The following is a 14516-nucleotide window of genomic DNA, read 5'->3' as shown; positions in this document are numbered from 1 at the left end:
GATCCTCTGACCTGGCCCTGAGCCGTTCAGAGCGGGCGACGGGAATCGAACCCGCGTAGCTAGTTTGGAAGACTAGGGCTCTACCATTGAGCTACGCCCGCACAGCATGCGCCGCAGGTCGGGCGACCGCGGCACTGAAGGCATCGTAGCGGGTCGGCCCCGTCCGTCGCACACCGCATTCCCGCCGTGTGCCGACGCGGCAGAGGCCCTGTGGAAATGCGGCGGCCGGACCACCCGGCGGCATGTACCCTACGTGTCGCACCAGACGGGGTGTGGCGCAGCTTGGTAGCGCGTCCGCTTTGGGAGCGGAAGGCCGTGGGTTCAAATCCCGCCACCCCGACCAGCCACCCGGTCACCTCGCGTGATCGTCGCCTGATCACTTACGTGATCGCCTTTTGGGCGGTGTAGTCGCTGCCGTTACTATGCAAGCTGCACGCCCGTATGTCTCAGCGTCTGAAGTCCTCCGGGCGGCGAAATCCGCCGGGCCGCTCTGGCACCGGCAGAACCCAAGAAGTCAGCCACAAGGAGACCGAACCGTGAAGAGCGCCGTGGAGACCCTGAACCCGACTCGGGTTCGGCTCACTGTCGAGGTGCCCTTCGAGGAGCTCAAGGACAGCCTCGACGCGGCGTACAAGAAAATCAACCAGCAGGTCACGGTGAAGGGCTTCCGCAAGGGCAAGGTCCCGGCCCGGGTCATCGACCAGCGGTTCGGCCGCGGTGCGGTGCTGGAGGAGGCCGTCAACGACGCGCTTCCGAAGTTCTACACCGACGCGGTCAACGAGGCCGAGCTGAACCCCCTGGGCCAGCCCGAGGTCGACATCACGGAGCTGAAGGACGGCGAGACGCTGAACTTCACCGCCGAGGTCGACATCCGCCCCGCGATCGAGATCCCGGACTACTCCGGCATCGAGGTCGAGGTCGACGCCGTCGAGGTCACCGAGGAGGACGTCGACAAGGCGGTCGAGGAGCTCCGCGAGCGCTTCGCCTCCACCGCCCCGGTCGAGCGTGCCGCCGAGGACGGCGACGTCGTGACGATCGACCTGGAGGCCAAGGTCGACGGCGAGGTCCTGGAGGACGGCGTCGCGAGCGGCGTCTCCTACACGATCGGCTCCGGCGAGCTGCTGGACGGCATCGACGACGCCGTGAAGGGCCTGGAGGCCGGTGGCGAGGCCACCTTCACCTCCGAGCTCAAGGGCGGCTCCGCCGCCGGCAAGGAGGCCGAGGTCACCGTCAAGGTCACCCAGGTCGCCAAGCGTGAACTGCCCGAGCTGGACGACGAGTTCGCGCAGCTCGCCTCCGAGTTCGACACCATCGAGGAGCTGCGCGCGGACAGCCGCAAGCGCCTCGAGAACATGAAGCAGTACGACCAGGCCACGCAGGCCCAGGAGCGCGTCCTGGAGAAGCTGCTCGAGCTGGTCGAGGTCCCGGTCCCCGAGAAGCTGCTCGAGGACGAGGTCAACACCCGTAAGCACAACCTCGAGCACCACCAGCTCGGCCAGATGGGTCTCGACCTCGCGAAGTACCTGGAGATCCAGGGCAAGAGCGAGGAGGAGTTCGAGACCGAGACCCGCGAGGCCGCGGTCAAGGGCATCAAGACCCAGTTCGTGCTCGACGAGCTCGTCAAGCAGGAGAAGCTCAACGTCAACCAGGAGGAGCTCACCGAGCACCTCATGCGGCGTGCCGCCTCCTCCGGCATGTCCCCCGACCAGTTCGCCCAGGCCGTCGTCGAGGGCGGCCAGGTCCCGCTCCTGGTCGGCGAGGTCGCCCGCGGCAAGGCCCTGGCCGTCGTGGTCGAGAAGGCCACGGTCAAGGACACCAACGGCGAGATCATCGACCTCGACGACGAAGAGGACGAGGAGACCACCGAGGCCTCCGCCGAGGAGACCCCGGCCGCTGAGACCCCGGCCGAGCCCGCCGAGGAGAAGGCCGAGGAGCAGACCGAGGGCTGAGCCCCCGGGCACTTCGAAACGCCGTGAGGACGGGCCCCGAGACACACAGTGTTTCTCGGGGCCCGTCGCGTTACCGGCCCCCGAGTCGCTACGCCCCCGGCGAACACTCCCATCTCCGGGATTCCCCGAAGGGACCCGCGCGTTAGGGTCCATGAATACCAGGGCAGTGGAGTCTCCGATACGGCTCCCGCCCCGCAGGGAACACGTGAAGACGGCCCGGCGCCGTCGTAAGACGAGCAGGTGGATACGTGACGAATCTGATGCCTTCAGCCGCCGGCGAGCCTTCCATCGGTGGTGGCCTCGGCGACCAGGTCTACAACCGGCTGCTCAACGAGCGGATCATCTTCCTCGGCCAGCCGGTCGACGACGACATCGCGAACAAGATCACCGCACAGCTGCTGCTCCTTGCCGCCGAACCGGACAAGGACATCTACCTGTACATCAACAGCCCCGGCGGTTCGATCACGGCCGGCATGGCGATCTACGACACCATGCAGTACATCAAGAACGACGTGGTGACGATCGCCATGGGCCTCGCGGCCTCGATGGGACAGTTCCTGCTCAGCGCCGGCACCCCCGGCAAGCGCTTCGCGCTGCCGAACGCCGAGATCCTCATCCACCAGCCCTCCGCCGGCCTGGCCGGTTCGGCCTCGGACATCAAGATCCACGCCGAGCGGCTGCTGCACACCAAGAAGCGCATGGCCGAGCTCACGGCCCAGCACACGGGCCAGACGGTCGAGCAGATCACCCGCGACTCGGACCGCGACCGCTGGTTCGACGCCTTCGAGGCCAAGGAGTACGGCCTCATCGACGACGTCATGCCCACGGCCGCCGGCATGCCGGGCGGCGGCGGCACCGGGGCCTGAGAGGTCCCCACGGGGCCTGTGGCGCCCCGTGAGGCCCACGGAGCCCCTCCCGGGCCCCCGAGACCCCATACAGCCCCAGCCGACCGCCTCAGCCCTTTTCAGGAGACACCGTGAACCAGTTCCCCGGCAGCGGGATCTACGACCGTATGCACGCCGTGCAGGACATGCGCGCCGCTCAGGGCGAGTACACCGGCCCGCAGGCCGAGTCCCGCTACGTCATCCCGCGCTTCGTCGAGCGCACCTCCCAGGGCATCCGCGAGTACGACCCGTACGCGAAGCTCTTCGAGGAGCGCGTGATCTTCCTAGGCGTCCAGATCGACGACGCCTCCGCCAACGACGTCATGGCGCAGCTGCTGTGCCTGGAGTCGATGGATCCCGACCGTGACATCTCGGTCTACATCAACAGCCCCGGTGGCTCCTTCACGGCGCTCACGGCGATCTACGACACGATGCAGTACGTGAAGCCGGACATCCAGACGGTCTGCATGGGCCAGGCGGCCTCCGCCGCCGCCGTCCTGCTGGCCGCCGGCACGCCGGGCAAGCGCATGGCCCTGCCGAACGCGCGCGTGCTGATCCACCAGCCGTACAGCGAGACCGGCCGCGGCCAGGTGTCCGACCTGGAGATCGCCGCCAACGAGATCCTCCGGATGCGCTCGCAGCTGGAGGAGATGCTGGCCAAGCACTCCACGCAGACGATCGAGAAGATCCGCGAGGACATCGAGCGCGACAAGATCCTCACGGCCGAGGACGCGCTGAGCTACGGCCTGATCGACCAGGTCATCACCACCCGGAAGATGGACAACTCGAGCCTGCGCTGAGGCGAGAGGCTGTATCGTCTGCCGCCCCTTGGCACGGTTTCGGACGGTCCACGTCAAAGTGAACCGCGCCAAGGGGGGCCCGAACGAGGGGCCCGGCAAGGTACCGTCGGACATAAGGCAGCACCAGGAGTCCGCTGGACGTCGGCGTCCAGGAGTCTCCCAGGCGAAGGGGAAGCACACCGTGGCACGCATCGGTGACGGCGGCGATCTGCTCAAGTGCTCGTTCTGCGGCAAGAGCCAGAAGCAGGTCAAGAAGCTCATCGCAGGGCCCGGTGTGTACATCTGCGACGAGTGCATCGACCTCTGCAACGAGATCATCGAGGAGGAGCTGGCGGAGACCAGCGAGGTCCGCTGGGAGGAGCTCCCGAAGCCCCGCGAGATCTACGAGTTCCTCGAGGGCTACGTGGTCGGCCAGGAGGCCGCCAAGAAGGCCCTCTCCGTCGCGGTCTACAACCACTACAAGCGGGTCCAGGCCGGTGAGAACGGCGGGGCGAACGGCCGCGACGACGCCATCGAGTTGGCGAAGTCCAACATCCTCCTCCTCGGCCCCACGGGCTCCGGCAAGACCCTCCTCGCGCAGACCCTCGCGCGGATGCTGAACGTCCCCTTCGCGATCGCCGACGCCACGGCCCTGACGGAGGCCGGCTACGTCGGTGAGGACGTCGAGAACATCCTGCTCAAGCTGATCCAGGCCGCCGACTACGACGTCAAGAAGGCCGAGACCGGGATCATCTACATCGACGAGATCGACAAGGTCGCGAGGAAGAGTGAAAACCCCTCGATCACTCGCGACGTCTCGGGCGAGGGCGTCCAGCAGGCCCTGCTCAAGATCCTCGAGGGCACCACGGCCTCGGTCCCGCCGCAGGGCGGCCGCAAGCACCCGCACCAGGAGTTCATCCAGATCGACACGACGAACGTGCTGTTCATCGTGGGCGGCGCCTTCGCCGGACTGGAGAAGATCATCGAGTCCCGGGCCGGCGCCAAGGGCATCGGCTTCGGCGCGCAGATCCGCTCCAAGCGCGAGATGGAGTCCAAGGACCAGTTCCAGGAGGTCATGCCGGAGGACCTGGTCAAGTTCGGCATGATCCCGGAGTTCATCGGCCGCCTCCCGGTCATCACCTCGGTCCACAACCTCGACCGCGAGGCCCTGCTCCAGATCCTCGTCGAGCCGCGCAACGCGCTCGTCAAGCAGTACGAGCGCCTCTTCGAACTCGACGGCGTGGAGCTGGACTTCGAGCGCGAGGCCCTCGAAGCCATCGCCGACCAGGCCATCCTCCGCCAGACCGGCGCGCGCGGCCTGCGCGCCATCATGGAGGAGGTCCTCCAGGGCGTGATGTACGAGGTCCCGTCCCGCAAGGACGTGGCCCGGGTCGTCATCACGGCGGACGTCGTCCAGTCGAACGTGAACCCGACGCTGATTCCGCGGGATGCGCGCGGACGCGGTCCGGGGGAGCAGAAGACGGCCTAGCCACCCACCGCACGCGAAGGCGCCCAGCACAGTTGCCGGGCGCCTTCGTCGTGGCCGGTGGTCAGGCCTTGACGCGGACTTCCCCGCGGACCTTGGTGGTGAGGTCGATCGCCACGTCCTTGGTGACTCCCTGCGCGGCGTCGCCCGGCGACACGATGGCGATCGTGCTGTAGTCCGCCCACGCGCAGAACCAGTTGGTCTTCTCCTTCTTGGTCAGCCGGTCCTGCCCCTTGACCGACTGGCACTTCATGACCGCGCCGTCGAGGTCCGCCGCCTCGGGCTCGCCGACCAGCTCCGGCTTGCCGGACCCGGTGGAGGACTCCTTCTCGGCCGACTTCTTGAAGTTGGCGAAGAACAGGTCCAGGGTCGCCTCCGGGTCGGAGATCTCACCGTAGGCCCCGGCCACCGTAAGGGTCTTGGCCGTCGCCATCTTCGCCGCGGACGACGGATCGTCGGGGTCGTAGTCGCTCAGGTCGACCGTGTTGTAGAGGCCCGCCGCGGACTTGGCGTTCTTGACGCCGCTCTTCTCCAGCTCCGACGTCGAGTCGTCGCCGACCGTCGACCCGTCCTTCGTGCTGCGCTTGTAATCGCTGAGAACCGTCGCCGGCGTCGTGAGCTTGTGCGGCCCGTCGTCCTCCAGGCCGCCACCGCCCCCGCCGATCACGAAGTACGCGCCCACGCCGATCGCCGCAACGACCGCTACCGCGCCGATGATGAGGCCGGTCTTCTTCTTGCCGCCGCCAGGGGCCGGGGGCTGGGGCACGCCGTACGGGGCCTGGCCGTAGGGCGGCTGTTGGCCGTACGGGGGCTGCTGGCCATACGGGTTCGGCTGGGGCGGGACGCCCTGCGGGGGCTGCTGCGGGTAGCCGTAGCCGGGCTGGGGCGGAGGGGCCTGCTGGGGGTAGCCGTAGCCGGGCTGGGGGGCCTGCGGCGGCTGGCCGTACGGTCCCGGCTGGCCGTACGGCCCGGGCTGCTGGGGCTGCCCGCCGTACGGGCCCGGCTGGTTGTAGCTCATGGTCTGGGTTCCCCTCCAGATGCTTATGTGTTCCGGACATCCTGGCGCAGACCCGTCGTGTGCATGGCATCGGGGCCCTCACCGTTACACAGCAAACGCGTTTCGGGACGGGGTAGTGACACCTCTAAACTGACCCCCGTGACCGAGAACGCTCAGCAGCAGCCACCAGCGCCCAGCACCGACCTGCCGACCCAGTACGCGCCGGCCGACGTAGAGGGGCCGCTGTACGAGCGCTGGGTAGAGCGGGGTTACTTCGAGGCGGACGAGAAGAGCGACAAACCGCCGTACACGATCGTCATCCCGCCGCCGAACGTCACGGGCAGCCTGCACCTCGGGCACGCCTTCGAGCACACCCTCATCGACGCCCTGACCCGCCGTAAGCGGATGCAGGGGTACGAGACGCTGTGGCAGCCCGGCATGGACCACGCCGGTATCGCCACGCAGAACGTCGTCGAGCGGGAGCTCGCCAAGGAGGGCAAGTCCCGGCACGACCTGGGCCGTGAGGCCTTCGTCGAGCGGGTCTGGCAGTGGAAGGGCGAGTCCGGCGGGCAGATCAGCGGGCAGATGCGACGCCTCGGTGACGGCGTCGCCTGGTCGCGCGAGCGCTTCACCATGGACGAGGGCCTCTCCCAGGCCGTCCAGACCATCTTCAAGCGGCTCTACGACGACGAGCTGATCTACCGCGCCGAGCGCATCATCAACTGGTGTCCGCGCTGTCTGACCGCCATCTCGGACATCGAGGTCGAGTACCAGGACGACGACGGCGAGCTCGTCTCCATGAAGTACGGCGACGGGGACGACACCATCGTCGTCGCCACCACCCGCGCCGAGACGATGCTCGGTGACACGGCAGTCGCCGTCCACCCCGAGGACGAGCGGTACAAGCACCTGATCGGCAAGCTGGTCAAGCTGCCGCTGACCGACCGCTCCATCCCGGTCGTCGCGGACGAGCACGTCGACCCCGAGTTCGGTACGGGTGCCGTCAAGGTCACCCCGGCGCACGACCCGAACGACTTCGAGATCGGCCAGCGTCACGACCTCCCGGCCTTGACGATCATGGACGAGCACGCCGTGATCACCGCCCACGGCCCCTTCCAGGGTCTGGACCGCCTGGAGGCCCGCTCGGCGATCGTCGCCGCGCTGCGCGCCGAGGGCCGGATCGTCGCCGAGAAGCGGCCGTACGTCCACTCGGTCGGCCACTGCTCGCGCTGCAAGACCACCATCGAGCCCCGGCTCTCCATGCAGTGGTGGGTCAAGGTCGGCCCGCTGGCGAAGGCGGCGGGTGACGCCGTCCGCGACGGCCGCGTCAAGATCCATCCGCAGGAGATGGAGAAGCGCTACTTCGACTGGGTCGACAACCTCCACGACTGGTGCATCTCGCGGCAGTTGTGGTGGGGCCACCGCATCCCGGTCTGGTACGGCCCGAACGGCGAGGTCGTCTGTGTCGGCCCCGACGAGGAGCCGCCGAGCGGCGAGGGCTGGCGTCAGGACACCGACGTCCTCGACACCTGGTTCTCCTCCGGTCTCTGGCCCTTCTCCACGCTCGGCTGGCCCGAACAGACCGAGTCGCTCGCGAAGTTCTACCCGAACTCCGTCCTGGTCACCGGCTACGACATCCTCTTCTTCTGGGTCGCCCGGATGATGATGTTCGGCCTGTACGCGATGGACGGCACCCCGCCGTTCCACACCATCGCCCTGCACGGCATGGTCCGCGACCAGTTCGGCAAGAAGATGTCGAAGTCCTTCGGCAACGCGGTCAACCCGCTGGACTGGATGGACAAGTACGGCTCGGACGCGCTCAGGTTCACTCTGGCCCGTGGCGCGAACCCGGGCGTCGACGTCCCGATCGGCGAGGACTGGGTCCAGGGCTCCCGCAACTTCGCCAACAAGATCTGGAACGCGACGCGCTTCGCACTGATGAACGGCGCGACGGTGGACGGCCCGCTTCCGGACCCGTCGAAGATGTCCTCGACGGACCGCTGGATCCTCTCCCGCCTCAACACGGTCGTCGCGGAAGTCGACGCGTACTACGACGACTACCAGTTCGCGAAGCTGTCCGACTCCTTGTTCCACTTCGCGTGGGACGAGGTCTTCGACTGGTACGTCGAGCTGTCCAAGACGACGTTCCAGGCGGGCGGCGAGGCGGCCGAGGTCAGCAAGCGCGTCCTCGGCGAGGTCCTCGACGTCACGCTGAAGCTGCTGCACCCGGTCGTCCCGTTCGTGACGGAGACGCTGTGGACGACGCTGACCGGCGGCGAGTCCGTCGTCATCGCCGACTGGCCGAAGGACAGTGGCTTCCGGGACGCCGACGCCGAGCGCGAGATCGAGAGCCTCCAGTCGGTCATCACCGAGGTCCGCCGCTTCCGCGCCGACCAGGGCCTCCAGCCCGGCCAGCGGGTCCCGGCCCGGCTGACCCTGGACGGCACGCCGTTCGCGGCGCACGAGGCCGCCATCCGCCAGCTGCTCCGGCTCCAGCCGGAGGGCGACGCCTTCACGGCCACGGCGACCCTGCCGGTCGCCGGCGCCGAGGTCGCCCTCGACCTCTCCGGCACGATCGACGTGGCGGCGGAGCGCAAGCGCCTCGCGAAGGACCTCGCGGCGGCTGAGAAGGAGAAGGCGCAGGCGGGCGCCAAGCTCGGCAACGAGGCGTTCCTGGCGAAGGCCCCCGACCACGTCGTGGAGAAGATCCGCACCCGCCTGTCCAAGGCGGAGGAGGACATCGCCCGGATCCAGGCGCAGCTGGAGAGGCTGCCGCAGGGTTAAGGGTTCGTGCGGTCGTGGAGGCCTCGGTGCTTGGCAGCGCCGGGGCCTTTACGCAGTTCAGGGGCGCGGGGAACTGCGCGGCAAGCCACAGACGACCCGCACGAACACCACGACACAAACCACCCCCGAGCAATGTCACCCCCGCTCCGTAGACTGGCCCCGTGAGCGAGCTCCCTCCAGACCACGACGACGACCAGCCCGACCCCCTCGACAGCTTCGACGAGATCATCGCGGAGGAGACCACCCGCGACCCCGACCTCGCGGTCATCGAAGCCGGCAGCCGAACCCTGCGCACCCAGGGCGGCCCCCCGGAGGCCGACATCCCGACCCGGCCCGCCGACCCCGAGGTCGACAAGGCCCTGCGCGAGGTCGAGGCGGAGCTCGCCACGCGCTGGGGCGAGACCAAGCTGGAGCCCTCCGTCAGCCGGATCGCCGCGCTGATGGACGTGCTGGGGGAGCCGCAGCGGTCGTACCCGTCGATCCACATCACGGGGACGAACGGCAAGACCTCCACGGCCCGCATGATCGAGGCCCTGCTCGGCGCCTTCGAGCTGCGGACCGGCCGCTACACCTCGCCGCACGTGCAGTCGATCACCGAGCGCATCAGCCTGGACGGCGCCCCCATCTCCGCCGAGCGGTTCATCGAGACGTACCAGGACATCAAGCCGTACGTGGAGATGGTCGACGGCCAGCAGGAGTACCGCCTGTCGTTCTTCGAGGTGCTCACCGGCATGGCGTACGCGGCGTTCGCCGACGCGCCCGCCGATGTCGCCGTCGTCGAGGTCGGCATGGGCGGCTCCTGGGACGCCACGAACGTGATCGACGGTGACGTCGCCGTCGTCACGCCCATAGACCTCGACCACACCGACCGGCTCGGCACCACGCACGCGGAGATCGCCGCCGAGAAGGCCGGCATCGTCAAGCAGGGCGCGACGGTCATCCTGGCGCAGCAGCCGGTCGACGCGGCGCAGGTGCTGCTGAAGAAGGCCGTCGAGGTGGACGCGACCGTGGCCCGGGAGGGGCTGGAGTTCGGTGTCGTGGACCGGCAGGTGGCCGTCGGCGGGCAGTTGCTGACACTGCGCGGGCTCGGCGGCGAGTACACCGAGGTGTACCTGCCGCTGCACGGCGCGCACCAGGCGCACAACGCGGCCGTCGCGCTGGCCGCAGTGGAGGCGTTCTTCGGGGTCGGCGCGCAGCGGGCGGAGCAGCTGGATCTGGACACGGTCCGCAAGGCGTTCGCGGCCGTCGCCTCGCCGGGGCGGCTGGAGGTCGTGCGGCGTTCCCCGACCGTCGTGCTCGACGCGGCCCACAACCCCGCGGGCGCCCGGGCGGCGGCCGAGGCGATCGGTGAGGCCTTCCAGTTCAGCCGGCTCATCGGTGTCGTCGGCGCGAGCGGCGACAAGAACGTGCGGGGGCTGCTGGAGGCCTTCGAGCCGGTGTTCGCCGAAGTCGTGGTCACGCAGAACTCCAGTCACCGCGCGATGGACGCCGACGAGCTGGCCGGCATCGCCGTCGAGGTGTTCGGCGAGGAGCGCGTCCAGGTCGAGCCGCGGCTGCCCGACGCGCTGGAGGCCGCGATCACGCTGGCCGAGGAGGAAGACGAGTTCGCGGGCGGCGGAGTGCTCGTCACCGGTTCCGTCATCACCGTCGGCGAGGCCCGACTGCTCCTGGGGAGGGGCTGAGATCCCGTGCGTACGCTCTGTTCTTCGACCCTGATCGGCGAGTTCTTCATCATCGGCTTCGCCGGTCTGGTCGCCATGAAGGACCCCGACCTGTCCATGACGACCGTGTGGACGGTCTGCGGTGTCGCGATGTTCCTGTGCCTGGTGCTGTGCGGCCTGGTGACACGCCCGGGCGGGGTCGCGCTCGGCTGGGCGTTGCAGATCGCGCTCATCGCGTCGGGCTTCGCCGTGCCGATGATGTTCTTCCTGGGCGTGGTCTTCGCGGCCCTGTGGTGGGCGTCCGTGCACTACGGGCGGAAGGTGGACGAGGCGAAGGCGAGATTCGCGGCCGAGGCCGGCTCCTCCACACCTGACGCTGCGTAACAGGCGCCCCGACACGCCGGGTAATCTCGTCTTCCCGCACAACCTTTATGCATAAGGAGCCCGTCGTGAGCCAGCGCACCCTCGTCCTCCTCAAGCCCGACGCCGTCCGTCGCGGCCTGACCGGCGAGATCATCAGCCGCATCGAGCGCAAGGCGGGCTGGGCGATCACCGCGCTGGAACTGCGCACCCTGGACCAGGACACGCTGGAGCAGCACTACGGCGAGCACAAGGGCAAGCCCTTCTACGAGCCGCTGGTGGAGTTCATGGCCTCCGGCCCGGTCGTGGCGATGATCGTCGAGGGTGAGCGGGTCATCGAGGGGCTGCGGGCACTCGCCGGCCCGACCGACCCGATCGCCGCGGCCCCCGGCTCCATCCGCGGCGACTACGGCGTCATCGTCCGGGAGAACCTGATTCACGCCTCCGACTCGGAGGAGTCCGCCGAGCGCGAGGTGAAGATCTTCTTCCCGGGTCGCGCGTAAGGAGAACGGCGAGGGAAGTCTGGGAGCACGGCTCCCGGACTTTCTGGCATATGCGTGGCGATCGAGGGAACGATGGTCCCCGAACGCCCGTCTCCACAAGCGAACCCGCACAGCATCTGCTGACAATGGCGGAGACCCTCCCGCAGTGTTCGCGAAGGCGCGTCTACGATGGAAGCCTTCACGTCACAGCACCCACCTTTGCCTACCTGAAAAGCCCTCAAAAGCCAGTGGGAAGGCCAGACGAATCCTGATGGGGAACTCAATGTCGTTCATCGGCCGTGACATGGCTGTCGACCTCGGGACCGCCAACACGCTGGTGTACGTCAGGGGTCGCGGGATCGTACTCAACGAGCCGTCCGTCGTCGCGATCAACACCAACACCGGTGGCATCCTCGCGGTCGGTGCCGAAGCAAAGAAGATGATCGGGCGCACGCCCGGCAACATCGTTGCCGTTCGTCCGCTGAAGGACGGCGTGATCGCCGACTTCGAGATCACCGAGCGGATGCTCCGCTACTTCATCCTGAAGATCCACAAGCGGCGGTATCTGGCTCGTCCGCGGGTCGTCGTCTGCGTGCCCTCGGGCATCACGGGCGTCGAGCGCCGCGCCGTCATCGAGGCGTCGTCCCAGGCCGGCGCCCGCCAGGTGCACATCATCGAGGAGCCCATGGCCGCGGCCATCGGCTCCGGCCTGCCGGTCCACGAGGCCACGGGCAACATGGTGGTCGACATCGGCGGCGGCACCACGGAGGTCGCGGTCATCTCTCTCGGCGGCATCGTCACCGCCCAGTCCATCCGTGTCGCGGGCGACGAACTGGACAACGCGATCATCCAGCACATCAAGAAGGAGTACTCCCTCCTGCTGGGTGAGCGCACGGCCGAGCAGATCAAGATCACGATCGGTTCGGCGTACGACCTCGACTCCGACGAGCACACCGAAATCCGCGGCCGGGACCTGGTCTCCGGGCTGCCGAAGACCGTCGTGATCTCCGCGGCCGAAGTCCGCAAGGCGATCGAGGAGCCGGTCAACGCGATCGTCGACGCCGTCAAGACGACCCTCGACAAGTGTCCGCCGGAGCTGTCCGGCGACATCATGGACCGAGGAATCGTTCTGACCGGCGGCGGAGCGCTGCTGCGGGGCCTGGACGAGCGGCTGCGCCGGGAGACCGGTATGCCGATCCACATCGCCGAGGACCCTCTGGACAGCGTGGCGCTCGGATCCGGAAAGTGCGTCGAGGAGTTCGAGGCGCTCCAGCAGGTGCTGGACGCCCAGCCGCGCAGATGACGTAACTCTTCGATTCCGCCGTACGGGACGATCTCCTCTCGTACGGCGGATCGTTGATATAGATGCATAAGCTCCCACAATGCAGCCCCTCGGGTTTCCCTGGGGCTTCCCGAATTCCTATGAGGAAGGGCACGGCCGCCGCACGTGAGGGACACACGAGAGAGCCGGCTGCTCCTGGTGCTGCTGATCGCCATCGCGTTCGCGTTGATCACGGTGGACATTCGCGGTGGGGAGGATTCCCCGGTCGACGGTGCCCGGCAGGCCGCGGCGACGGTCTTCGGCCCGATCGAGAGCGGCGTGTCGGCCGCGGTCGACCCGGTCGGCAACGCGGTCTCCGCCATCCGGGACTCCGGCGAGCGGCACGACCGGCTCGCCGCGCTGGAAGAGGAGAACGCGGCCCTGAAGGCGCGGCTGGGCAGCGACGACCGCAGCCGCAGCCGCCTCAAGCAGCTCGACAAGATGCTGAAGATCTCCGGCCAGGGCCAGTACGGCATCAAGGGCGCCGAGGTCATCGCCATCGGAGCCGCGCAGGGCTTCTCCTGGACCATCACCATCGACGTCGGTGCCAACGACGGCATCAAGCGCGACATGACCGTCCTCAACGGGGACGGGCTCGTCGGCCGCGTCACCACCGTCGGGCCGAACACCGCCACGGTCCTGCTCGCCAGCGACCCCGACTTCACGGTCGGCACCCGGATGGAGGCCGGCGACGAGCTCGGCTTCGCCTCCGGGCAGGGCGACCGCCCGATGCGCGTGGAACTCCTCAACGGCAAGGCGGAGGTGAAGAAGGGCGACCGCCTGGTCACCTTCGGGTCGCAGGCCGACCGGCCCTTCGTGCCCGGCGTGCCCGTCGGCGTGGTCTCCCGCGTCGACCCGTCCGGCGGCGGGCTGACCCGCACGCTCTACGTCACGCCGTACGCCGCCTTCAGCAAGCTCGACATCGTGGGTGTCGTCGTCGAGGCCCCGAAGAAGGACCCGCGCGACACGGTGCTCCCGCCCAAGCCGAAGCCGACCCCCAGGCCGACGGTGACGGTGACCGTGACGCCGTCCGCCGAGGCCCCCGTGGACGGCCAGAACCAGCAAGAGCAGTAGGAGCTGTCACCTCATGCGCGTCAACCGGATCCTGCTCTCCTCCGCCCTGGTCGTCGTCGCCCTGGTCATCCAGGTGAGCGTCCTCGCCCGCCTCCATCTGCCGGGCGCCGTGCCCGACCTGATGCTTCTGACCGTCCTCGGCCTCGCGCTGGTGTACGGCCATGTGGGTGGCGCCCTCGTCGGTTTCAGCGCGGGCCTGCTCGCCGATCTGGCCCCGCCCGCCGACCACGCCGCGGGGCGCTACGCCCTCGTGCTGTGCGTCATCGGCTATCTCGCGGGCCTGGTGAAACCGGAGACGGGCCAGCTGAAGTCCGCGACCGGCCCCATGGTCGTGGTGGTCGCCGCCGCCCTCGGTTCCACCCTGCTGTACGCCGGGGTCGGTGCCCTCGTCGGTGACACCGCTGCCCGCCATGTGGGCCTGGGCAGCCTGCTGTTCACGGCCGCCCTGTACGACCTGCTGCTCGCCCCGTTCGTGGTGCCGGGGGTCATGGCGCTGGCCAGACGCGCCGAGAACGATCCGCTCGCCGAGGCCGGCTCCGCCGTCAAGACCACCGACATCTCCTCCGGCTGGCTCTCCGGCGGCACCGGCCTGAAGATCGGCAGCCAGCGCAACGGGCTGCGGGTGAAGGCGGCCCGGGCACGGATGGCGCGGGCCGGGCGCATCAAGGGGGTCAAGCGGCTGTGACCGCAGGGAAGTTCACCCGAACGGACCCCTCCGGTAGGAACGCCGCCTCGTGGG

12 protein-coding genes and 2 tRNA genes are annotated in these 14516 nt (G+C 68.7%); 12 read left to right on the top strand and 2 right to left on the bottom strand.

Annotation, left to right across the window (positions count from 1 at the left end; translation table 11 throughout):
* Window positions 1-30: 30 nt before the first annotated feature.
* Window positions 31-101 (bottom strand) — tRNA-Gly (locus tag PV963_RS15380).
* A gap of 165 nt (window positions 102-266) precedes the next feature.
* Here PV963_RS15380 and PV963_RS15375 point away from each other — a divergent pair.
* From PV963_RS15375 to clpX, 5 genes are all read left to right on the top strand, one after another.
* Window positions 267-343, top strand: a tRNA-Pro gene (locus PV963_RS15375).
* A gap of 193 nt (window positions 344-536) precedes the next feature.
* A complete protein-coding gene (gene tig / locus PV963_RS15370) occupies window positions 537-1949 on the top strand; it encodes a trigger factor (protein ID WP_274816280.1) in 1413 nt (470 codons plus the stop codon).
* Window positions 1950-2209: 260 nt separating this feature from the next.
* Window positions 2210-2815 (top strand): ATP-dependent Clp protease proteolytic subunit, encoded by a 606-nt coding sequence (locus PV963_RS15365; RefSeq protein ID WP_010041894.1) that lies wholly within the window; start codon window positions 2210-2212, stop codon window positions 2813-2815.
* A 110-nt stretch (window positions 2816-2925) separates the two neighbouring features.
* Window positions 2926-3633: an ATP-dependent Clp protease proteolytic subunit gene (locus PV963_RS15360; protein ID WP_020271909.1), complete on the top strand. Its 708-nt coding sequence runs from the start codon at window positions 2926-2928 to the stop codon at window positions 3631-3633.
* Between the two features lie 181 nt (window positions 3634-3814).
* Window positions 3815-5101, top strand: a complete 1287-nt coding sequence (gene clpX / locus PV963_RS15355; protein WP_086853897.1) for an ATP-dependent Clp protease ATP-binding subunit ClpX — start codon at window positions 3815-3817, stop codon at window positions 5099-5101.
* Window positions 5102-5162: 61 nt separating this feature from the next.
* On the opposite strand, the gene PV963_RS15350 is transcribed toward clpX, so the two are convergent.
* On the bottom strand, window positions 5163-6116 hold the full coding sequence (locus PV963_RS15350; RefSeq protein ID WP_274816279.1) for a hypothetical protein: 954 nt from the start codon (window positions 6114-6116) through the stop codon (window positions 5163-5165).
* Window positions 6117-6254: 138 nt separating this feature from the next.
* On the opposite strand from PV963_RS15350, the gene PV963_RS15345 reads away from it, so the two are divergent.
* From PV963_RS15345 to mreD, 7 genes are all read left to right on the top strand, one after another.
* A complete protein-coding gene (locus tag PV963_RS15345; RefSeq protein WP_274816278.1) occupies window positions 6255-8879 on the top strand; it encodes a valine--tRNA ligase in 2625 nt (874 codons plus the stop codon).
* Between the two features lie 161 nt (window positions 8880-9040).
* Window positions 9041-10561, top strand: coding sequence for a bifunctional tetrahydrofolate synthase/dihydrofolate synthase (gene folC, locus PV963_RS15340; protein ID WP_274816276.1), 1521 nt, complete (start codon window positions 9041-9043; stop codon window positions 10559-10561).
* A gap of 6 nt (window positions 10562-10567) precedes the next feature.
* Complete coding sequence (locus tag PV963_RS15335) at window positions 10568-10924, top strand: DUF4233 domain-containing protein (RefSeq protein WP_274816275.1); 357 nt, start codon at window positions 10568-10570, stop codon at window positions 10922-10924.
* A gap of 65 nt (window positions 10925-10989) precedes the next feature.
* Window positions 10990-11403, top strand: coding sequence for a nucleoside-diphosphate kinase (ndk, locus tag PV963_RS15330; protein ID WP_274816273.1), 414 nt, complete (start codon window positions 10990-10992; stop codon window positions 11401-11403).
* Window positions 11404-11665: 262 nt separating this feature from the next.
* Window positions 11666-12685 carry a rod shape-determining protein gene (locus tag PV963_RS15325; protein ID WP_004001297.1) on the top strand — a complete coding sequence of 340 codons (1020 nt, stop codon included), beginning with the start codon at window positions 11666-11668 and terminating at the stop codon, window positions 12683-12685.
* Between the two features lie 144 nt (window positions 12686-12829).
* Window positions 12830-13777: a rod shape-determining protein MreC gene (mreC, locus tag PV963_RS15320; protein WP_274816272.1), complete on the top strand. Its 948-nt coding sequence runs from the start codon at window positions 12830-12832 to the stop codon at window positions 13775-13777.
* 13 nt (window positions 13778-13790) lie between these two features.
* Complete coding sequence (gene mreD / locus PV963_RS15315; RefSeq protein ID WP_274816271.1) at window positions 13791-14462, top strand: rod shape-determining protein MreD; 672 nt, start codon at window positions 13791-13793, stop codon at window positions 14460-14462.
* Window positions 14463-14516: the final 54 nt, after the last annotated feature.

Origin of the sequence: Streptomyces coeruleorubidus (assembly GCF_028885415.1) — a bacterium.
GTDB classification, from domain to species: Bacteria; Actinomycetota; Actinomycetes; order Streptomycetales; family Streptomycetaceae; genus Streptomyces; species Streptomyces coeruleorubidus_A.
This window is presented reverse-complemented; position numbering and strand designations above follow the sequence as displayed.

What these genes read in the sequence shown, in the direction of transcription:
- PV963_RS15365 (WP_010041894.1), top strand. Translation starts at nt 2,210, where the DNA reads ATGCCTTCAGCCGCCGGCGAGCCTTCCATCGGTGGTGGCCTCGGCGAC.
- PV963_RS15350 (WP_274816279.1), bottom strand. Translation starts at nt 6,116, where the DNA reads ATGAGCTACAACCAGCCGGGCCCGTACGGCGGGCAGCCCCAGCAGCCC.
- PV963_RS15325 (WP_004001297.1), top strand. Translation starts at nt 11,666, where the DNA reads ATGTCGTTCATCGGCCGTGACATGGCTGTCGACCTCGGGACCGCCAAC.
- mreD (WP_274816271.1), top strand. Translation starts at nt 13,791, where the DNA reads ATGCGCGTCAACCGGATCCTGCTCTCCTCCGCCCTGGTCGTCGTCGCC.